Origin of the sequence: Streptomyces sp. NBC_00878 (assembly GCF_026341515.1) — a bacterium.
Taxonomy (GTDB): Bacteria; Actinomycetota; Actinomycetes; order Streptomycetales; family Streptomycetaceae; genus Streptomyces.
The window spans coordinates 189,602-212,660 of the sequence record NZ_JAPEOK010000001.1; the positions used below are offsets into that span (position 1 = coordinate 189,602).

Sequence of the window (23,059 nt, forward strand, 5' to 3'; positions counted from 1 at the left end):
CGTTCACTCCTTGCCGAGTTCGGTGCGGATGAAGTCCAGGAGCTCGTCGTCCGAGGCGGCGGCGAGCCGGGTGTCGACGTCGGCCTCGACCGGTGCCGGACCGGCCGCCCCGGCCTCGGCCAGGGCCCGCAGCCGTGCGGCGAACCGGGGCCGTTCGGGGTCGCCCGCGTCCAGTTCGGCGAACGCCGACTCCAACTGGCCGAGGAGGACGGGCAGTTCGGGCCGGGTGGCCTCGGTTCCCGTGCCGAGCCGCCGGTCGAGTTCCGCGGCGAGCGCGGTGGGGGTCGGGTGGTCGAAGACCAGGGCGGCGGGCAGCGCCAACCCGGTGGCCGCGGCGAGGGTGTTACGCAGCTCCACCGCGGTCAGCGAGTCGAACCCGACCTCGCGAAAGGCGCGATTCGGGTCGACGCCGTCGGCCGAGGGATGGTCGAGGACGGCGGCGGCGCGGGAGCGCACCAGGTCCAGCAGGGCGCGGAAGCGGTCCGCCGGGGCGAGGGCGGCGAGCCCGGTGCCGGGGACCGGGTCGACGACCGTACGGGCCGGTGCGGCACCGGCCGGGACCAGGTCGCGCAGGGCCGCGGGCAGTGTGCCGGCCTCGGCGCGCGCCCGCAGGGCGGTCCGGTCGGTGCGCATCGGCAGCAGGACGGCGTCCCGGGCCGCCCACGCCTGGTCGAACAGGTTCAGGCCCTGTGCGGCGTCCAGGGGCAGGACACCCGCCTTGGCCATGCGCCTGCGGTCGAGTTCGCCGATCCGGGCGCCCATACCGCCGCCGGTGCCCCACAGGCCCCACGCGAGCGAGGTGGCGGGCAGTCCGGCACTGCGGCGGGTACGGGCGAGGGCGTCCAGGACGGCGTTGGCCGCCGCGTAGTTGGCCTGGCCCGCGCCGCCCAGGGTGCCGACGGCCGAGGAGAACAGGACGAACCGGTCCAGGTCCAGACCCCGGGTCAGCTCGTGCAGGTGGTGGGCCGCGTCCGCCTTGGCGCGCAGCACGGTGTCGATCCGCTCGGCGGTGAGCGAGGTGAGGACACCGTCGTCGGTGACCCCGGCCGTGTGGACGACGCCGGTCAGCGGACGGTCGTCCGGGATGCCGTTGATCAGGGCGGCGAGCGCGTCCCGGTCCCCGGCGTCGCAGGCCGCGAACACCGGCCGGGCTCCAGCCTGTTCGAGGTCGGTGGCGAGTTCGTCGGCGCCCGGCGCGGTGGCGCCGCTGCGGCTGACCAGCAGCAGGTCCCGTATGCCGTGGACGCTCGCCAGATGCCGGGCGACGAGCGCGCCCAGCTCACCGGTCGCCCCGGTGATCAGCACGGTGCCGGACGCGCGCGCCTCGACGGCCGGTTCCGGGTCCGCCACGGTGAGCCGCAGCACGTGCGGCCGGCCCTGGCGGACGGCGAGTTGGGACTCGCCGCCCTGGTGGGCGGTGGCGATGGCGGACGCCAGCTCGGGCGCGTCCACGGTGTCGTCGTCGAGGTCGATCAGGAGCAGCCGGTCGGCGTGCTCGGCCTGCGCGGACAGCGCGAGCCCCCAGGCGGCGGCCCGCGCGGGCCCCCCGGTGGTGGCCCCGCCGGTCACCGTGATGACACGAGCCGCCGAGAGCCGCTCGTCGGTGAGGACGGCTTGCAGCAGCGCGAGCGCGTCGTGCGCGGAACGCCGTACCGCTTCCGGGCCGTCAGTGCCGGGTGCGGTCTCCAGTGCGAGGACGATCAACTCGGCGCCCTCCGCGACGGATTCGGGCCCCGCGTGCGCCGTACCTCCCAGCGCTTCGGCGAGGATCCCGGCCCGCCCTTCGGGCCTCCCGACGACCGCCCAGTGCGCGCCGGTCGCGGGCTTCTGCGGCTCGACCGGGCGCCACTCGGGCGCGTACAGCTCGGGGGTGTCGGGGGCGGCGGCGTGGCGGGTGGTCTCCAGCCAGTACGGCACGTGCTGGAAGGCGTACGTCGGCAGCTGGGCGCGGCGGGCTCCGGGCAGCAGCGCCGCCCAGTCGACGACGACACCGCGCACGTGCAGCCGCCCGAGCGCGACGGCCAGGCTCCGCGTCTCCTCCCGCCCGGTGCGCAGCGCGCCCAGGGCGAGCACGCCGGGGGCGGTGTCCTCGACGAGGGTGACGAGGGAACCGTCCGGGCCGAGTTCGAGGACGGTCGTGACGTCCTGGTCCCGCACGGTCCTGACCCCGTCGGCGAAGCGGACGGCGGCGCGGACGTGGCGTACCCAGTACTCGGGGGTGGCCAGCTCCTCCCCCGCGATCTCGCCGGTGACGTTCGAGACGACCGGGATCACCGGCGCCTCGTACGCCACGTCGCCCAGTACCTGGGCGAAGTCGTCCAGCATCGGGTCCATCAGTCCCGAGTGGAACGCGTGGCTCACCTTGAGCTGCTTCACCCGGCGGCCCTGAGCCGCGAACCCGTCCGCGACCTCCTTGACGGCGACCTCCTCACCGGAAAGCACCAACGCACGGGGGCCGTTGACAGCCGCGAGCCAGACACCGGGGGTGTCGGTCAGTTCGGACTCCTCCGCCTCCACGGCCCACATGGCACCGCCGGACGGCAACTCCTGCATGAGTCGGCCGCGTGCGGCTACGACCCGGCAGGCGTCCTCCAGCGACCACACCCCCGCGACGAAAGCGGCCACCAACTCGCCCAGGGAATGCCCGAGTACGACGTCGGGACGCACTCCCCAGGACTCCAGCAGCCGGTACAGCGCGACCTCGACCGCGAACAACGCGGGCTGGGCGAGACCGGTCTCCGCCAACTCCTCAGCCGTGCCGTCGAACACCGCCTCCCTCAGCGCCAACCCCTCAAAAGCGGCGCACACTTCATCGAACGCGGCGGCAAACACCCCGTACGCCTCGTACAACTCCCGCCCCATCCCCACCCGTTGCGACCCCTGACCCGAGAACACCACCGCGAGCCCCCCGTCCGCCGGGGTGTCGGTGACGGTGGGGCCGTCGGTGGCGAGGGCGGCGAGGGCCTGGTGGAGGCCGTCCCGGTCGGTGGCGGCGAGGACGGTGGCGGTGGGCAGGACGGCGCGGGTGGTGGCGAGGGAGCGGGCCAGGTCGCCGGGGGTCAACTGTGGGTGGACCGTGAGGTGTTCGGCGTGGCGGGCGGCCTGGGCGCGCAGGGCGGTGTGGTCCCAGGCGGACAGCACGATCGGTACAACACCGGCGGGAGGATGCTCGGTTGGGGCCTCGGCCTCCGGCTCCGTCTGCTCCCCCTGTTCCGCCTGTTCCGCCTGTTCCGCCTGTTCCAGGATGACGTGGGCGTTCGTCCCGCTGATACCGAAGGAGGAGACGCCCGCGCGGCGGGGTCGTCCCGTCTCCGGCCAGGGCTGGTTCTCGGTGAGCAGTTCGACGGAGCCGGCGGACCAGTCCACCTCCGGGGTGGGCTCGTCGATGTGCAGGGTCTTCGGCAGGAGGCCTTCGCGCAGGGCGAGGACGGTTTTGATGATCCCGCCGACGCCCGCGGCGGCCTGGGTGTGGCCGATGTTGGACTTCAACGAGCCGAGCAGCAAGGGCCGTTCGCGGTTCTGGCCGTAGGTCTCCAGGAGCGCCTGGGCCTCGATGGGGTCGCCGAGCCTGGTTCCGGTGCCGTGCGCCTCGACGGCGTCGACCTCGTCGGGGGCGAGCCCGGCGCCGGCCAGCGCGTCGTGGATGACACGTTGCTGGGAGGGGCCGTTGGGCGCGGTGAGACCGTTGGAGGCGCCGTCCTGGTTGATCGCGCTGCCGCGTACGACGGCCAGCACCGCGTGGCCGTTGCGGTGGGCGTCCGAGAGGCGCTCGACGACGAGCATGCCCGCGCCCTCGGCGAGGGCGAAGCCGTCTGCGGCGGTGGCGAACGCCTTGCTGCGGCCGTCGCGGGCGAGGGCCTGCTGGCGGCTGAAGCCGACGAAGGAGGAGGGTTCGGACATGACAGCCGCGCCGCCCGCGAGGGCCAGGTCGCACTCCCCGGCGCGCAGCGCCTGCACGGCGAGGTGCAGCGCGACCAGGGAGGAGGAGCAGGCGGTGTCGACGGTGACCGCCGGGCCCTGGAGGCCGAGGGTGTAAGAGATGCGGCCGGAAGCGACACTGGCAGCGGCGCCGGTGGCGAAGTAGCCCTCGACGTCGCCGACGGCGTCCAACAGACGTGTGGTGTGGCCCTGTTCGCTGATGCCGACGTAGACGCCGGTGCGGGAGCCGCGCAAGGTGGTCGGGACGATCCCGGCGCGCTCCAGGGCCTCCCAGGAGGTCTCCAGGAGGAGTCGCTGCTGGGGGTCCATGGAGAGGGCCTCGCGCGGCGAGATCCCGAAGAATCCGGCGTCGAAGAGGGCCGCGTCGTGCAGGAAGCCGCCCTGGTCGACGTAGCTGGAGTCGGCGGTGGCCTCGTCGGGGTCGTACAGCCGGTGCAGGGGCCAGCCCCGGTCGGCGGGGAAGCCGCTGACGAGGTCGGCGCCCTCGGTGACCGCCCGCCACAGCTCCTCGGGGGAGCCGATGCCGCCGGGGAAGCGGCAGCTCATGGCGACGACGGCGATGGGTTCGTCGCGGTCGGCGGCGCGGACCACGACTGGGGCCGCCGGGCGGTCCTGGGCACCGAAGAGCCTCTCGCCGAGGTAGGCGGCGAGGGCGGTCGCGGTGGGCTGGTCGAAGACGAGCGTGGAGGGCAGCCGGACGCCGGTCGCGGTGGCGAGCCGGTTGCGCAGGTCGACAGCGGTCAGGGAGTCGAAGCCGAGGTCGCGGAAGGCCCGTTTGGGGTCGACGGCGTCCGCGCCCGCGTGGCCGAGGACTCCGGCGGCGTGTTCGCGGACGAGGTCGCGCAGGGCGCGGGTACGGGCGCCCTGGTCGAGTCCGGCGAGGGTGCGGGCCAGTTCGGAGGCGGGGGCGGCGGCTCCGGCGGGCTGCTCGTCCTCGGACCGCGGGCGGGCCTCGGGGAGTTCGTCGAGGAGGTGGCTGGGGCGGCTGGTGGTGAAGACCTCGGCGAAGCGGGGCCAGTCGACGTCGGCGAGGAGCACGGAGACATCACCGTCGGCGAGGACGGTGCGCAGTCCGGCGACGGCCGTCTCGGGCTCGATGACGGGCAGGCCGGTCAGCCGCAGCTGGTCGTAGATGGTGTCGGAGACCATGCCGCCACCCGCCCAGGGACCCCAGGCGACGGAGAGCGTGGGGACGCCGTCGGCGCTGCGACGCTCGGCGCGGGCGTCGAGGACAGCGTTGCCCGCGGCGTAGACGCCGTGGTCGGCGGCGCCCCAGACGGCGGTGACGGAGGAGAAGTAGACGACGGCGTCCAACTGGGCCGGATCGAGGGCGGCTTCGACGTTGTCGATGCCGGTGACCTTGGCGGCCAGCACGGCGGTGAGGTCCTCGAACGGCGCCTCGGCGACGGGTCCGCCGACGCCGACTCCGGCCGCGTGGACGACGGCCCGGATCAGGTCGCCGTCGCGTTGGAGGTCGTCCAGGGTGGCGGCGACGGCGGCCCGGTCGGCGGTGTCGCAGGCGACGAGGGTGACCTTCGTGCCCGACTCCTCCAGTTCGGCGGCGAGTTCGGTGGCACCCGGCGCCTCGGGCCCCCGGCGGCTGAGCAGGATCAGGTGCTCGGCGCCGTCCTCCGCGAGCCAGCGGGCGATGTGCGTACCGAGGGCGCCGGTGCCGCCGGTGACCAGGACGGTGCCGTTCGGGCGCCAGCCGGGGTTGGGGTGGGCGGGCGGCCCGGTGTGGACCAGGCGGCGGGCGAGGACGCCGGCGGGGCGCAGGGCGACCTGGTCCTCACCGTCGACTCCGGCGAGGACGGTGAGGAGCTGGTCGACGGTGGCCGCGTCGAGGGCGGTCGGCAGGTCGATCAACCCGCCCCACTGGTGGGGCAGTTCGACGGCGGCGCAGCGGCCGAGCGCCCATACGGCGGCCTGCGCAGGGTCGGCGGGCCCGGCGTCGTCGGCGGTGCCCTGGGCGCCCTGGGTGAGGCACCACAGGGGCGCGGTGACGCCTGCTCTCACGAGCCCCTGGAAGAGGGCGAGCGTGGTGGCGAGGCCGGTCGGGACGTCGGGGCTCGCCGGGTGCGGGGTCGTGTCGGCGCCGGTCAGCGTGACCACGGCGGTCGGGGCGGCTTCGCGGATCCGGTCGGCGAGGGTGTCGGGAGTGTCGTACGGCGAGACGCTCAACACGACGGCGTGCTCGGCGCGTTCGCGGACGGCGCCGGCGACCTCGCTGAGCGCGGTCGTCTCCGGCACGGCGATCAGCCAGGTGCCCGGCAGGGTGGCGGGGGCGGCCGGGGTGGTGAGGGGGCGCCAGTCGACGGCGTAGCGCCAGGCGTCGATGGTGTCGCGCTCGCGTCGGCCCTGCCGCCAGCCGGCGAGCGCGGGCAGGACGGCCGTCAGGGCGCCGCTGTCGGGCAGGTCGAGCACGGTGGCCAGCGCTCCGGCGTCCTGGGCGTCGACGGCCCGCCAGAAGTCGTCGTGCGCCGGGTCGGCCGTTCCGGTGCCCGTGGGCAGGGTCTGTGGCCAGATGCGGGTGTGCTGGAAGGCGTAGGTGGGCAGGTCGACCGGTCGCGCGGGGCCTTCGGGGTAGGCGGGCGTCCAGTCGACGGGGACGCCGCCGACGCAGAGTTCGGCCAGGGAGGCGAGCATCCGGGCCGGTCCGCCCTCGTCGCGGCGCAGCGTGCCGGTGACGAGGGGTTCGACGTCGGCGTGCTCGGCGGTCTCGGTGAGCGGGGCGGTCAGCACCGGGTGAGGGCTGATCTCGACGAAGACGTGGTGTCCCGCCGTGAGAAGCCCGCTGACGGTCGGTTCGAGGCGGACGGTGGAGCGCAGGTTGCGGTACCAGTACTCGGCGTCCAGTCCGGCCGTGTCGAACAGCCCGGCCTCGACAGTGGAGTGGAACGGCACGGTGGCCGTCGTGGGCGTGATCCCGTGCAGCGCGGAGACGACCGCGTCCCGGATCTCCTCGACGTGCGCCGAGTGGGAGGCGTAGTCCACGTCCACCCTGCGGGCCCGTCCACCGCACGCGGTGACCTCGGCGAGCAGCTCCTCCGTGTCGGCGGGGGCACCCGCGACGACCACCGACGAGGGCCCGTTGACGGCGGCGATGTCGACGCGCCCGTCGGCCACGGCCTTCAGGGCCCGCGTCTCGTCGGCGGACATCTGGACGGAGACCATGGCACCCCGTCCGGAGAGCGCGAGGATGGCCTGCGAGCGCAGGGCGACCACGCGTGCGCCGTCCCGCAGGGTCAGCGCGCCCGCGACGACGGCCGCCGCGATCTCCCCCTGCGAGTGCCCGACGACGGCGGCCGGTTCGACCCCGTAGGACCGCCAGACCTCGGCGAGCGACACCATCACGGCCCACAACACGGGCTGGACTACGTCGACCCGCTCCAACTCGCCGTGCAGGACGTCCTTCAGCGACCAGTCGACGTACGCCGACAGCGCCCGCTCACACTCGGCCATCCGTGCCGCGAACACCGGGGAGGAGTCGAGGAGTTCAAGCGCCATCCCCGTCCACTGCGACCCCTGACCCGGGAACACGAACACCGGTCCGCGCCCGGTCGGCTGGGCACAACCCGTGGTGACGGCCGGGGCGGTGGCGGTGCCGTCGGCCAAGGCGCGTACGGCGGCGAGGAGTTCGGCGCGGTCGCGGCCGACGGCGACGGCGCGGTGTTCGAAGAGGGTACGGCTCGACAGCAGGGCCCGGCCGACGTCGGTCGCGGTGCCGGGGCTGGTGTCGAGGTGGTCGGCGAGGCGGGCGGCCTGGGCGCGCAGGGCCTCGGGGGTGCGGGCGGACAGCAGCCAGGGGCGCGGGGCCGGTTCCTCGTCCGGGGTCTCGGCGGGGGTGTCGGCGGGGATCTCGGCGGGGGGTGCTTCGGGGGCCTGTTCGAGGATGACGTGGGCGTTGGTGCCGCTCATGCCGAAGGAGGAGACGCCCGCGCGGCGCGGTCGGCCGGTCTCGGGCCAGGGCTGGTTCTCGGCAAGTAGTTCGACGGAGCCGGTGGTCCAGTCGACCTGCCGGGTGGGCCGGTCGGCGTGGAGTGTGCGGGGCAGGACGCCCGCGCGCAGGGCGAGGACGGTCTTGATGACGCCGCCGACTCCGGCCGCCGCCATGGTGTGCCCGATGTTGGACTTCAACGAGCCGAGATACAGCGGGTGTTCGCGCTCCTGCCCGTAGGTCGCGAGCACGGCCTGGGCCTCGATCGGGTCGCCGAGCCGGGTGCCGGTGCCGTGGGCCTCGACGGCGTCGACCTCGTCGGGCCTGAGGCCGGCGTTGGCGAGGGCCTGGGCGATGACGCGCTGCTGAGCGGGACCGCTGGGGGCGGTGAGCCCGTTGGAGGCGCCGTCCTGGTTGATCGCGGAGCCCCGGACCACGGCCAGCACCGGGTGCCCGTTGCGGCGGGCGTCGGAGAGGCGTTCGACGACGAGGACGCCGACGCCCTCGCCCCAGCCGGTGCCGTCGGCGTCGTCGGAGAAGGCCTTGCAGCGGCCGTCGGAGGCGAGGCCGCCCTGGCGGGCGAACTCCAGGAAGCCGCCCATGGTGTTCATGACGGTGACACCGCCCGCGAGCGCCAGGTCGCACTCCCCCGCGCGCAGTGCCTGCCCGGCGAGGTGCAGGGCGACGAGCGACGACGAGCAGGCGGTGTCGACGGAGAGGGCGGGGCCCTCCAGGCCGAGGAGGTAGGAGACCCGGCCGGAGACGACGCTGCCGGCCGTGCCGGTCATGACGTGGCCCTCGGTCTCGGGGGACGCGGCCAGCACCCCGGCGTAGTCGGAGCCCGCGGTGCCGGAGAAGACACCGGTTCGGGAGCCGCGCAGGGCGGCCGGATCGAGCCCGGCGCTCTCCAGGGCCTCCCAGGTGGTCTCCAGGAGTTGGCGCTGCTGGGGGTCCATGGCGAGGGCCTCGCGCGGGGAGATTCCGAAGAACCCGGCGTCGAACTCGGCCGCGTCGTGCAGGAATCCGCCCACTGTCGGGGCACCCGCGTCGATGCGGCGCAGGGCGGCGGTGTCCCAGCCGCGGTCGCGGGGGAAGGGGGTGATGCCGTCGACGCCGTCGGTGACCAGCCGCCACAGCGACTCGGGTCCGGTGACGCCGCCGGGGAAGCGGCAGGCCATGCCGACGACGGCGAGGGGCTCGTCGAGGAGTGTGGCGCGGGTGACGGCGGGCAGTGCGTCCGCGTCGCCGTTGAGGAAGGCGAGGACGGCTTCCGGGGTGGGGTGGTCGAAGACCAGGGTGGCGGGCAGGGCGCGCCCGGTCTCCTCGGCGAGGAGGTCGCGGAAGCGGACGGCGGACAGGGAGTCGAAGCCCAGCTCGTCGAAGGAGCGGTCGGCCGGTACGGCGTCGGCGCCCGCGTGTCCGAGGACGGCCGCGGCGGCGCCGCGCACGAGGTCGAGATCGGCTCCTTGGACGCGTGAGGCGGCCGGGCGGGGCGCGTTGAGGAGGGGGGCGGCGGGCAGCAGGCTCGCGGAGCCCGGGGTGGCGGGCAGCCAGTAGTGCTCGCGCTGGAAGGGATAGGTGGGCAGGGTGGCCCTGAGGTACGGGTCGGTGCCGGTGCCGAGGACGGCGACCCAGTCGACGGGGGCGCCCTGGATGTGGAGGCCGGCGAGGGCGGTGAGCAGGGCGGTCGGTTCGGCGTGGTCGCGGGGCAGCGCGGGCACGCAGACCGGGCCGCCCTCGGGCAGGCAGTCGCGGGCCAGGACGCTGAGCGCGCCGCCGGGCCCGATCTCCAGGCAGGCGGTGACGCCCTCGGCGGCGAGGGCGCGCACCCCGTCGTGGAAGCGGACGGCCTCCCGGACGTGCCGTACCCAGTACTCGGCGGTCCGCAGCTCCTCCCCCGCCAGTTCTCCGGAGACGTTGGAGACGACGGGGATCGCCGGGGCATGGTAGGTGAGCCCCTCGGCGATCCGCCGGAACTCGGCCAGCATCGGTTCCATGAGCGGCGAGTGGAAGGCGTGGCTGACCTTGAGGCGGCGGATGCGCAGCCCGCGTTCCGCGCACAGGGCGGCGGTCGCGTCGATGGCGGTCGCGGGGCCCGAAAGGACGGTGGCACGCGGCCCGTTGACGGCGGCCACGGCGAGCTGTCCGCCGGTCCCGGCCGCCTCCAGCAGCTCGGGCACCTCGTCCTCGGGCATCTCGACGGCGAGCATCGCGCCGCCCTCGGGCAGCGCCTGCATGAGCGTGGCGCGGGCGGCGACCAGGGTGCAGGAGTCGTCGAGGGAGAGCACCCCGGCGGTGTGCGCGGCGGCGAGTTCGCCGACGGAGTGGCCGAGCAGCAGATCGGGGGCGATCCCCCAGTGCTCCAGGAGCCGGAAGAGCGCGACCTCCACGGCGAACAGGGCGGTCTGCGTGTGGGCGGTGCGCCCGAGCAGTTCGTCGGATTCCAGCGCCTCGGCCAGGGGCCGCTCCAGCAGCGGGTCGAGGCGGGCGCGTACGGCGTCGAAGGCCTCGGCGAACACGGTGTGGGCGGCGTACAACTCGCGGCCCATGCGGGCGCGTTGGGCGCCCTGGCCCGTGAAGAGGAAGGCGAGTTTGCCGTGCGGGCGGGCCGTGCCGCGTACGGCGTGGGCGTGCGGGCGGCCCTGGGCGAGGGCGTCGAGGCCGGCGTGCAGCTCTTCGGGCGTGGTGGCGGTGACGGCGGCGCGGTGCGGGAAACGGGCGGCGGCCGGGGCGAGAGCGCGGGCCAGGGCGGGCGTGGCGGGGGCGTGGTCGCGGAGGAGGGCGGCGTGGTCGCGGAGGGCTTCGGGGGTGCGGGCGGACAGCAGGAGCGCGGTGGGGCGGCCGTCCGTCTCGGGGGCGGGGACCTGTTCGGCGTCCGGGACCTGTTCGGCGTCCGGGGCCTGTTCGAGGATGACGTGAGCGTTGGTCCCGCTGATGCCGAACGACGACACGCCCGCGCGGCGCGGACGGCCGGTCTCGGGCCAGGGCTGGTTCTCGGCCAGCAGTTCGACGGCACCGGTACTCCAGTCGACCTCGGTGGTCGGAGTCTCCAGGTGCAGGGTCTTCGCGAGGACACCGGCCCGCAGTGCCATGACGGTCTTGATGACGCCGCCGATGCCCGACACGGCCTGCGTGTGCCCGATGTTGGACTTCAACGAACCGAGATACAGCGGGTGTTCACGGTCCTGCCCGTAGGTCGCGAGCAGCGCCTGCGCCTCCACGGGGTCGCCGAGCCTCGTGCCCGTCCCGTGCGCCTCGACGGCGTCGATCTGACCGGGGCTGAGCCCCGCGTCGGTGAGGGCGGCGCGGATGACGCGTTCCTGGGCGGGGCCGTTGGGCGCGGTGAGGCCGTTGGAGGCGCCGTCCTGATTGACGGCGCTGCCCCGGATCACGGCGAGGACGGGCCGACCCTCGCGTACGGCGTCGGAGAGCCGGACCAGCACCAGCACTCCGGCGCCCTCGCCCCAGCCGGTTCCGTCGGCGGTGTCGGCGAACGACTTGCAACGTCCGTCGCCCGCGAGGCCGCCCTGGAGAAGGAACTCCTCGTACAGTCCCGGCGCGGCCATCACCGCGGCGCCGCCGACCAGCGCGAAGGAGCACTCGTGGGCGCGCAGCGCGCGGGTGGCGAGGTGCAGGGCGACCAGGGAGGACGAGCAGGCGGTGTCGACGGTGAGGGCGGGGCCCTCCAGGCCGTAGTGGTAGGAGAGGCGGCCGGAGGCGACGCTGCTGGTGGTGCCGGTGAGGATATGGCCGCGTACCTCGCCGAGAGCGACCTCGCCGTGCGGACCGTACTTCTGGTCGGTCAGGCCGACGAACACCCCGCCGTCGGTGCCCTTGAGGTCCGCCGGATCGAGTCCGGCGCGCTCGACGGCCTCCCAGGAGGTCTCCAGGAGCAGCCGCTGCTGGGGGTCCATGGCGAGGGCCTCGCGCGGGGAGATCCCGAAGAACGAGGCGTCGAACTCGCCGGCGTCGTAGAGGAATCCGCCTTCGAGGCGGACTCCGGCGTCGGCGAGGGCGCGGGTGTGCCAGCCACGGTCCTCCGGGAACGGGCCGATGGCGTCCCGGCCTTCGCGCACCAGGTCCCACAGAGCCTCGGGGGTGTCGGCCCCGCCGGGGAAGCGGCAGGCCATCGCCACGACGGCCACCGGTTCCTGGCGGTCTGACTCCAGTTCGCTCAGCCGGTTGCGGGTGCGCTGGAGGTCGGCGGTCACCCGCTTGAGGTAGTCAACAACCTTCTCGTCGTTCGCCACGGGTTCTCCGATGGGCCGCTTCGGTACAGGGGCAGGGGGTCGGGGCCGGGGGTCGAGGGTCGAGGCCGGGGGTCGGGGCCGGGGCCGGGGGTCGGGGTGCCGGTCAGGTGAGGTCGCCGAACTCGTTGTCGATGAAGGCGAGGAGTTCGTCGGCGCCGGCCTCGTTCAGAGCCGTCCCGTGCCCGTCCCCGTCCCTGTCGGCGGTGGTCGCGGTGAGCCGGGTGAGGATGCGGCGCAGTCGCTGGGCGGTCTCGGTGTGGGCCGGGTCGTCGGGGGTGAGCGCCTCGGCGGCCGTCTCCAGCCGGTCGAGGTCGCGGCGCAGTCGCTCGGCCGGGTCGGTCCCGGCGGGCAGCAGCAGCCGCAGCAGATGCTCGGCGAGTGCCATCGGTGAGGGGTGGTCGAAGACCAGGGTGGCGGGGACGGTGAGTCCGGTGGCCGCCGTGAGCCGGTTGCGCAGCTCGACGGCGGTCAGGGAGTCGAAGCCCTGGTCCTTGAAGGCCTGTTCGGGGTCGATGTCACCGGCGTGGGCGTGCCCGAGGACCTGGGCGGTGCGGTCGACGACGAGCGCGAGCAGCCGCGCCGACTGTTCTTCGGCGGGCAGCGCGGCGAGGGTCGTGCGCAGATCGCCGGTGTCGGCGGTACGGCGGGACGCGGCCCGGCGTGGGGGCTGCCCGAGGAGCGCGGTGAGCAGTGCGGGGGCGGGCTGCTCGCGGTGACGGGCGCGCAGCGCTGGCAGGTCCAACGGGGCGGCGGTGACCGCCGGTTCGGGCCCGGCGAGCGCGGCGTCGAACAGTGCGAGCCCTTGGGCGGTGGTCAGCGGCCGGGTGCCGGTGCGACGCAGCCGTTCGCGGTCCCGCTCGCCGAGGGCGGCCGTCATCCCGCTGGCCTCCTCCCACAGGCCCCAGGCGATGGCCGTGGCGGGCCTGCCCTCACCGGCGCGTTCGGCGGCGAGCGCGTCCAGAGCGGCGTTGGCGGCGCAGTAGTTGGCCTGTCCGGCGGCGCCGAAAGTGGCGGACGCGGAGGAGAACAGGGCGAAGAACGCCAGGTCGAGGTCTGCCGTCAGCTCGTGCAGATGGCGGGCGCCGTACGCCTTGGCATGCAGGACGCCGTCGATCCGCTCGGGCGTGAGGGCGGTGAGGACCCCGTCGTCGGTGACGCCCGCGCAGTGGACGACGCCGGTGAGCCCGTCGATCCCGTCCAGCAGGGCGGCCACGGCGTCCCGGTCCCCGGTGTCGCAGGCGGCGACGCGGACCTCGGCACCGGCGGCGGTCAGCTCGGCCAGCAGCTCCGCGGCGCCCCCGGCGGCGGTTCCGGAGCGCGAGGTCAGCACGAGCCGCCGTACTCCGTGCCGTTGGACGAGGTGGCGGGCGACGTGAGCGCCGAGGGTGCCGGTGCCGCCGGTGACCAGGACGGTGTCCAGGGCGGGGTCGGGGGCGGGGTCCGGGGCGGGGTCCGGGGCGGCTGGCAGGGTGAGGACGGCCTTGCCGACCAGGCGGGCTTGCGCGACGGCTCGGAAGGCCTCCGGAGCCTGCCGGACGTCCCAGGCGATGACCGGGGGCGGGGTGAGTTCGCCAGCCGTGAACAGAGGGTGCAGGTGGTCAAGGATCTCGCGGATGCGGTCGGGGCCCGCGTCCCCCAGGTCGAAGGCCCGGTAGACGACGCCCGGGTGCTCGGTGGCCACTTGGCCGGGGTCGCGCAGATCGGTCTTGCCGATCTCCACGAACTGTCCGCCGTGTGGGAGGAGTCGGAGGGAGGCGTCGGTGAACTCGCCTGTCAGGCAGTTGAGTACGACGTCCATGCCGGCGCCGTCGGTGGCGGTGAGGAAGGTGTCGTGGAAGTCGAGGGTGCGGGAGTCGGCGATGTGGGCGTCGTCGAGTCCGGCGGCGCGCAGCGCGTCCCACTTGCCGCGTGAAGCGGTCGCGAATACCTCCGCACCCAGATGCCGGGCCAGCTGGACGGCGGCCGTACCGACCCCGCCCGCCCCGGCGTGGACCAACACCCGCTGCCCGGACCGCAGTCGGCCCAGATCGACCAGCCCGTAGTACGCGGTGAGGTGGACGACCGGCGCGGCGGCGGCCTGGGCGAGACTCCAGCCGGCCGGCACCGGGGTCAAGAGCCGCTCTTCGGTGACCGCTTGGGGGGCGAAGGCGCCGTCGAGCATGCCGGTCACCCGGTCGCCGGGTGCGAAGCGGGTGACGCCGGGGCCGGTCTCCAGAACCACTCCGGCGCCCTCTATGCCGAGGTCGGCCGCGCCCGGGTACAGGTCGAGGGCGATGAGAGTGTCCCGGAAGTTGACGCCGGCGGCCCGTACAGCGATCCGCACCTCGCCCGGGGCCAGTTCATGCCCGGTCTGCGGGTCGGGGACGAGCGCGAGGTCACCGAACGAGCCACGCGGGACACAGTCCAGCCGCCACCGCCCGGCCGGGGTCTCCAGCGCCTCCACGCGGACGACCCGCTCCAACCGGCGTCCGTACAGGCTGCCCTGACGAACCGCCAGATCGGGTTCACCGACCGCCAGCAGCGCGTCGACCGGCAGCTCCCCGGCATCCGCGTCCACGAGCACGATCCGGCCCGGGTGCTCGGCCTGCGCCGCGCGCACCAGCCCGGCGGCAGCGGCGTGCGCGGCGTCCGGCGCGGCGGGGGCGGACTCGGTCAGCAGCCCGGCGGCCGGGACGGTGGCGGCCCGCCGGGTCACGAACAGCAGCGGTGCGTCGGTGGCTCGCTCGTCGGCAAGCCACTCCTGGAGCAGTTCCAGGACGCGCCCGGTGACAGTGCCGAGATCGCCGTCGGGGCACTCGGCGACCACGACATCGGCCGTCTTCTGGGGCACTCCCTCGGGTACGGCCAGCGCGGCCCAGCCCACCCGGTACAACACGTCCTCGTCGGCGCCGGTCGGCGCGGGCAGCCGCTCGGGGCTCGTCTCGCGCAGGACGAGACCGCGCACGGTGACCACCGGCGCGCCCGCCGCGTCCACGGCGGTCAGCGCGACCGTCCCGTCGGCGGCCCGGGTGATCCGGGCGTGCACGGCGTCGGCTCCGGCCGCGTGGATACGTACCCCGGTCCAGGCGAACGGCAGCCGGGGTGCGCCACCCGGTGGCAGGTCGACGCCGAGGGCGTGCAGGACGGCGTCCAGCAGCGCCGGGTGCAGGGCGAACCGGTTCGCGGCGGGCCGCTCGTCCTCCGGCAGCTCCGCCTCGGCGTACAGGGTGCCGTCCGGGGCCCGCAGCACCGTTCGCAGCCCCTGGAAGGCGGGCCCGTAGTCGAACCCGGCGTCGATCAGACCGGGGTAGAAACCGTCGAGCGACACGGACTCGACGCCGCTCTCCGGCCGGTCAAAAACCTCTCCGGCGCTGTCGTCGGCCGGGACGAGTAAGCCCTCCGCGTACCGGGTCCAGGGCAGGGTGTCGTCGTCGGCGACCGCGCGGGAGTACACGGCGACCGCGCGCCGCCCGTCCTCGTCCGGCTCGGCCACGGTGAGCCGGAGGTCGGCCGCCGCCTCGGCGGTGAGGGCAAGCGGGGTGGCGAGGGTCAGCTCGGCCAGCTCCGGGCAGCCCAGCCGCTCACCGGCCCAGCAGACGAGGTCGACGAAGCCGGTGCCGGGCAGCAGGGCGGTGCCCAGCACTCCGTGGTCGGCGATCCAGGGGTGCGTGGCCCGCGAGATCCGCCCGGTGGCGATCACCGCGCCACCGTCGGGCGAGGTGATCCAGGTGCGCAGCAGCGGGTGGTCGACGGCACCGACCCCGGCCGCCGCCAGCGCCCCGGCCGGTATTTCGGCGTGGGCGGGCCAGTAGCGGCGGTGCTGAAAGGCATACGTGGGCAGATCGGCCCGGCGGGCGCCCGTACCGGCGAACACCGCGCGCCAGTCCACGGCCACGCCCTGGACGTACGCCTCCCCCAGCGCGCCCAGCAGCGCCTCCGGCTCGCTGCGGTCCCGGCGCAGCACGGGCACCGCCGCCAGCCCCGGCTCGGTCTCCTGCACGAGCGCCAACAGCGAGCCGTCGGGCCCCAGTTCGAGGACGGTCCCGATGTCCTGTGCCCGGACGGCCCGGACCCCGTCGGCGAACCGGACCGCGGCGCGGACGTGCCGTACCCAGTACTCGGGGGTGGCCAGCTCCTCCCCCGCCACGTCACCCGTGACGTTCGAGACGACCGGGATCAACGGCGCCGCGAAGGACACCCCGGCGAGCACTTGGGCGAAGTCGTCCAGTATCGGGTCCATCAGTCCCGAGTGGAACGCGTGGCTCACCTTGAGCTGCTTCACCCGGCGGCCCTGAGCCGCGAACCCGTCCGCGACCTCCTTGACGGCGACCTCCTCACCGGAAAGCACCAGCGCACGGGGCCCGTTGACAGCCGCGAGCCAGACACCGGGGGTCTCCGACAACTCGGACTCCTCCGCCTCCACGGCCCACATCACTCCACCGGACGGCAGGGCCTGCATCAGCCGACCGCGCGCCGTCACAACCCGGCAGGCATCCGCCAGGGACCAGACGCCGGCGACATGAGCGGCCACCAACTCGCCCAGGGAATGCCCGAGTACGACGTCGGGACGCACTCCCCAGGACTCCAGCAGCCGGTACAGCGCGACCTCGACCGCGAACAACGCGGGCTGGGCGAGACCGGTCTCCGCCAACTCCTCAGCCGTGCCGTCGAACACCGCCTCCCTCAGCGCCAACCCCTCAAAAGCGGCGCACACTTCATCGAACGCGGCGGCGAACACCCCGTACGCCTCGTACAACTCCCGCCCCATCCCCACCCGTTGCGACCCCTGACCCGAGAACACCACCGCGAGTCCCCCGTCCGTGGCGGTGGTCACGGTGTCCGTGGCAGTGGCCAGGGTGTCGAGGGCGGCGCGCAAGTGCGCGGGGTCGGTGGTGAGGAGGGCGGCGCGGTGGTCGAGGGCGGCGCGGTGGGCGGCGAGGGTCAGGCCGAGGTCGGGCAGGGCGGGCGCGTCGCGGGCGTCGAGGGCGGCGCGCAGCCGGGCGGCCTGCGCCCGCAGGGCGGGGGCGCTGCGGGCCGACAGCAGGACCGGTACGGCGGGGAGCGTGCGGGTGGCCTCGGGCTCCGCGTCGGATGCGGGGGCCTGCTCCAGGATGACGTGGGCGTTGGTGCCGCTGATGCCGAACGCCGAGACGGCCGCACGGCGCGGTCGGCCGGTCTCGGGCCAGGGCTGCCGCTCGGTCAGGAGCGTGACGGCGCCGGAGGCCCAGTCGACCTGGCTGCTCGGCTCGTCGATGTGCAGGGTCTTCGGCAGGACACCCTCGCGCAGGGCGAGGACGGTCTTGATGACCCCGGCGACCCCGGCGGCGGCCTGGGTGTGCCCGATGTTCGACTTCAACGAGCCGAGATACAGCGGGTGTTCACGGTCCTGCCCGTAGGCGGCCAGGACCGCCTGGGCCTCGATCGGGTCGCCGAGCCGGGTGCCCGTCCCGTGGGCTTCGACCGCGTCGACCTCGTCGGGGGCGAGGCCCGCGTTGGCGAGGGCCCGGCTGATGACGCGCTGCTGGGCGGGGCCGTTGGGCGCGGTGAGGCCGTTGGAGGCGCCGTCCTGGTTGATCGCGGAGCCTCGTACGACGGCCAGCACACGGTGTCCGTTACGCCGGGCCGCCGACAGCCGCTCGACGACGAGGACGCCGACGCCCTCGCCCCAGCCGGTGCCGTCGGCGGCGTCGGCGAAGGACTTGCAGCGGCCGTCGGCGGCGAGGCCGCCCTGGCGGGTGAAGGACTCGAAGGCGGTCGTGGTGGCCATGACGGCGGCGCCGCCCACGAGGGCCAGATCGCATTCGCCCTCGCCCAGCGCGCGGACCGCGCTGTGCAGGGCGACCAGGGAGGAGGAGCAGGCGGTGTCGAAGGTGACCGCCGGTCCCTCCAGGCCGAGGACGTAGGAGATCCGGCCGGAGGCGACGCTGCCGACCGAGCCGGTCAGGGCGTAGTCCTTGCCCTCCTCGGTGGTGAGGGCGAGGGAGGCGTAGTCGAAGTTGCCCGCGCCGACGTAGACGCCGGTGCGGGAGCCGCGCAGGGCGAGCGGGTCGATGCCGCTGCGTTCGAGGGCCTCCCAGGAGGTCTCCAGGAGCAGCCGCTGCTGGGGGTCCATGGCGAGGGCCTCTCGCGGGGAGATGCCGAAGAACGCTGCGTCGAAGTCGGCGAGGCCGGGCAGGAAGCCTCCCCTCGATGTGGCGACGTCGAGAGCGGCGGGCCAGCCCCGGTCGGTGGGGAAGGCGCCGATTCCGTCGCGGCCTTCGGCGACCAGCCGCCACAGGTCCTCGGGGTTTTCGACGCCGCCGGGGAAGCGGCAGGCCATGCCGACGACGGCGACGAGGTCGTCGTCGCCCGGGTCCGGACGGGCGGCACGGGTCTCGGAGGCCGGGGCGGGCGGAGTGGTGGCGAGCAGGTGGGTGCGGAGGGCGGTGGCGACGGCGGCCGGGGTGGGGTGGTCGAAGGCGAGGGTGCTGGGCAGGGTCAGGCCGGTGGCGGTGGCGAGCCGGTTGCGCAGGTCGACGGCGGTGACGGAGTCGAGGCCGAGGTCGCGGAAGGCGCCGGTGGCAGTGACCGCGTGGAGGTCGGGGTGGCCGAGGGCGGCGGCAGCGGCGGTGCGCACGAGGTCGAGGAGGTGCCGGTCACGGTCGCGGTCGGTGAGGGGTGCCAGCTTCTCGGCGAGCGTAGGGCCGTCGGCCGAGGCCTGGGACGGTGCCGGGGCCGGGACCTGGGCGGTTTCGGGGATGTCGTCGAGGAGGGGGCGTCGGCGGGCCGCCGAGTAACCGGCGGCGAACGTCGGCCAGTCCATGGCGGTGACGGTGAGGGTGGTCTCGTCGGCGCCGACCGCGTCGAAGAGGGCGGTGAGGGCGGTGTCCGGGTCCATGCTCCGCAGGCCGACCCGGTCGAAGAGGCGCTGGGCGACGGCGTCGACCATGCCGCCGCCCGCCCAGCTGCCCCAGGCGACGGACGTGGCGGTGAGACCCCGCGCGCGGCGGTCGGCGGCGAGGGCGTCGAGGTGGGCGTTGGCGGCCGCGTAGGCGGCCTGGCGGGCGCCGCCCCAGACGGCGGCGCCGGAGGAGAACAGGACGAAGGCATCCAGGTCCAGGTGCGCGGTCAGCTCGTCGAGGTGGCGGGCGCCGTCGGTCTTGCCCGCGGCGGCCTCGGTCAGGCCGTCGGGTGTGGTGTCGTCGAGCCGGGTCAGGGCGGTGACACCGGCGGTGTGCACGACCGCGTGGGGCGGGTGCTCGGCGATGACGGCGGCGAGGGCGTCCCGGTCGCCCGCGTCGCAGGCGGCGATCGTCACCTCGGCGCCCAGGGCCCGCAGTTCGGCGGCGAGGTCAGCCGCTCCGGGCGCTTCGGGGCCGCGTCGGCTGGTGAGGACGAGGTGCTGGGCACCGTCGCTCGCGAGTCTGCGGGCGACGCGGGCGCCGAGGGCTCCGGTGCCGCCGGTGACCAGGACGGTGCCCCGGGGGGACCAGGCGGTGCCGGTGGGGCGAGGGGTGCGGGTCAGCCGCCGGACCAGCGGGCCGGTGGCGCGCAGGGCCCACTCCTGTTCGTCGCCGGGGGCGGCGAGGACGGCGGCCAGGGCGGCGGCGGTACGGGCGTCCAGGTCGCGGGGCAGGTCGACGAGCCCGCCCCACCCGTCGGCCCACTCCAGCCCGGCGACCCGGCCAAGGCCCCACACCTGGGCCTGTTCGGGTACGGCGCCCTCGGTGTCGGCGGTGGCGACGGCGCCCTGGGTGAGGGTCCACAGGGGGGCGTCCGTGTTCAGGGTACGCAGAGCCTGGACGGCGGTGAGGGTGGTGACGGTGCCGATGGGGACCGTGGGGTGATCGGGGTGAGGGCGGGTGTCGAGGGCGAGGAGGGAGACGACGCCGGTCGCGTCCGCGAAGAGAGCGGCGTCGGCGTCCTGGGGCACCGTCGGGCGGCGTACTTCGAGGGCGCCGTGTGCGGTGAGGACCTCGGCGGTCCAGTCGGCGGCGGCGCAGTCCTCGGGTGCGAGGAGGACCCAGGTGCCGGTGAGCGGACCGGCGGTGAGCGGGGCGGGCTTCCAAGTGACCATGTACCGCAGGGCGTCGGTGGCGGCGCGCTCGCGGGTACGGGTGCGCCAGGTCGCGAGGGCGCGGACGGCTCCGTCGAGGCCGTCGTCGTGCGGGACGCCGAGCTGCCGGCCGACGGCTTCGGTGTCGCCGCGGTCCACGGTCCGCCAGAGTTCGGCGGTGGCGGGGTCCTCGGCGGGGGCCGGGGCGGGGCGGTCCAGCCAGTGGCGGGTTCGCTGGAAGGCGTGGGTGGGCAGTTCGGTGCGGCGGGCGCCGGTCCCGGCGAAGAGGGCGGTGAAGTCGACGGGGGCGCCGTGTACGTGGGCTTCGGCGAGCGCCTCGGTGAACCGGCGGGGGCCGTCGGTGTCCCGGCGCAGGGTGCCGATCACGGCGGCGGGTGCCTCGGCGGTGTCCAGGGTGTCCTGGAGGGCGTGGGTGAGCACCGGGTGGGGGCTGGCCTCGATGAAGAGGGTGTGGCCGTCGGCGAGGAGGGCGTGGGTGGCCTCTTCGAAGCGGACGGTGTGGCGCAGGTTGCGGTACCAGTAGCCGGCGTCGAGGTGGGTGGTGTCGGCGCGGCCCGGCGTGACGGTGGAGTAGAAGGCGGTCGTGGCCCGGTGCGGGGTGACCGGGGCGAGGAGGGTGCGCAGTTCGTCCTCTACGGCGGTGACGTGGGCGGAGTGGGAGGCGTAGTCGACGGCGACTCGGCGGGCGCGGACTCCGTCGCGTTCGCAGGCGGCGAGAAGTGCGTCGAGGGCGTCGTCGTCCCCGGCGACGACCGTGGCGGCGGGGCCGTTGAGGGCGGCGACGTCGATCCGGCCTGGCCATTCGGCGAGGCGGGCGCGTACGGCGTCGCCCGGTTCGGCGACGGAGACCATGCCGCCGCGCCCGGACAGCGCGGTCAGGGTCCGTGACCGCAGGGCGGCGACGCGGGCGCCGTCCGCCAAGGACAGTGCCCCGGCGACGACGGCCGCCGCGATCTCTCCCTGGGAGTGCCCGACGACGGCGTCGGGGCGGACTCCGCAGGCGGCCCACAGTTCGGCGAGGGAGACCATCACCGCCCACAGGACGGGCTGGACGACGTCGACGCGGGTGAGCAGGCCGGCGGCGTCCTCGGCGCGCAGGACGTCGGTGAGCCGCCAGTCGACGAAGGCCGACAGGGCCTCCTCGCACTCGGCCATGCGGCGGGCGAAGACCGGGGAGGAGTCGAGGAGGTCGACGGCCATCCCGGCCCACTGCGAGCCCTGGCCGGGGAAGACGAGCACGGTGCGGGCAGGTCCGGCCGGGGTGCTGCCGTGGACCGTTCCGGCGGGCGCGGTGCCGTCGGCGAGCTGGTCGAGCAGCGGGGTCAGGGCCGCCAGGTCGGGGGCGAGGGCGACCGCGCGGTGCGGGAGGTGGGCGCGGGCGGTGGCGAGGGTCCAGGCGAGGTCGGCGGGCGGGGTTGCCTCGGAGAGGTGCCGGTGGAGGGCGCGGGCCTGGGCGGGGAGCGCGGCCGGAGTGCGGGCGCTCAGCGGGAACGGCAGCAGGGGCGGGGCGGTGAAGACGGGCGTCCCGGGGGCGTCCGGGGCGCCGGGGACCGTCGTATCGGCCGGGGCCTGTTCGACGATGACGTGGGCGTTCGTACCGCTGATGCCGAACGACGACACACCCGCGCGGCGCGGCCGGTCCGCCTCCGGCCAGGGCTGTGGCTCGGTGAGCAGCCGGATGCCGCCTGAGGACCAGTCGACCTCGCCGGTGGGCTCGTCGGCGTGCAGGGTCTTCGGCAGGAGGCCCTCGCGCAGGGCGAGGACGGTCTTGATGACCCCGGCGACTCCGGCGGCGGCCTGGGTGTGCCCGATGTTCGACTTCAACGAGCCGAGGTACAGCGGGCGTTCACGGTCCTGCCCGTAGACGGCGTGCAGCGCCTCGGCCTCGATGGGGTCGCCGAGCCGGGTGCCGGTGCCGTGCGCCTCGACCACGTCGACGTCCGCCGGGCCGATCCCGGCGTCGGCGAGGGCGGCGCGCAGGACGCGTTCCTGGGCGGGGCCGCTGGGGGCGCTCAGCCCGTTGGAGGCGCCGTCCTGGTTGACGGCCGTGCCACGTACGACGGCCAGCACCGGGTGCCCGTTGCGGCGGGCATCGGAGAGCCGCTCGACGAGTATCAGGGCCGCGCCCTCGGACCAGCCGGTGCCGTCCGCTCCGGCGCCGAAGGCCTTGCAGCGCCCGTCGGCGGCGAGGCCGCCCTGGCGCTGGAAGCTGAGGAAGGTCCCGGGGGTGGACAGCACGCAGACGCCGCCGACGAGGGCGAGGGAGCAGTCGCCCCGGCGCAGGGACTGGGCGGCCAGGTGCAGGGCGACCAGGGAGGAGGAGCAGGCGGTGTCGACCGTAACGGCCGGTCCGTCGAAGTCAAAGGTGTAGGCGATGCGGCCGGAGGCGACGCTGGCGGTGGTGCCGGTCAGGACGTGTCCGCCGACGTCGCCCTCGGCCTCGTCGAGGCGGGGGCCGTAGTCCTGGGCGACGAGCCCGGTGAAGACTCCGGTGTGCCGGGCGGCCGGGGAGCGGGGGTCGAGTCCGGCGTGCTCGAAGGCCTCCCAGGCGGTCTCCAGCAGGAGCCGCTGCTGCGGGTCCATGGCGGCGGCTTCGCGCGGCGAGATGCCGAAGAAGGCGGGGTCGAAGGAGGCGATGTCCGGGAGGAAGCCGCCGGGGTAGGAGTCGTCCCATCCGCGCCGCTCCGGGACCGGTCCGATGGCGTCGCGGCCCTCGGCGAGCAGTCGCCACAGCTCACGCGGCGAGTCGGCGCCGCCGGGCAGCCGACACGCGAGGCCGACGATCGCGAGGCGCTCGCGGGCGTCTTCCTCCAGCCGGTGCAGCCGTCCCCGCGTCTCGTGCAGCTCCGCGGTGACACGCTTGAGGTAGTCGACCAACCTCTCGGCTTCCGACATGTC

The 23,059-nt window shown here is 75.1% G+C and carries 2 protein-coding genes; both read right to left on the minus strand.

Features of this window, described 5'->3' with window-relative positions:
- Positions 1–3 precede the first annotated feature (3 nt).
- Positions 4–12,126: a type I polyketide synthase gene (locus OHA11_RS00665; RefSeq protein ID WP_266490875.1), complete on the minus strand. Its 12,123-nt coding sequence runs from the start codon at positions 12,124–12,126 to the stop codon at positions 4–6.
- Between the two features lie 103 nt (positions 12,127–12,229).
- Positions 12,230–23,056: a type I polyketide synthase gene (locus OHA11_RS00670; RefSeq protein ID WP_266490876.1), complete on the minus strand. Its 10,827-nt coding sequence runs from the start codon at positions 23,054–23,056 to the stop codon at positions 12,230–12,232.
- Positions 23,057–23,059: the final 3 nt, after the last annotated feature.

What these genes read in the sequence shown, in the direction of transcription:
- OHA11_RS00670 (WP_266490876.1), bottom strand. Translation starts at nt 23,056, where the DNA reads ATGTCGGAAGCCGAGAGGTTGGTCGACTACCTCAAGCGTGTCACCGCG.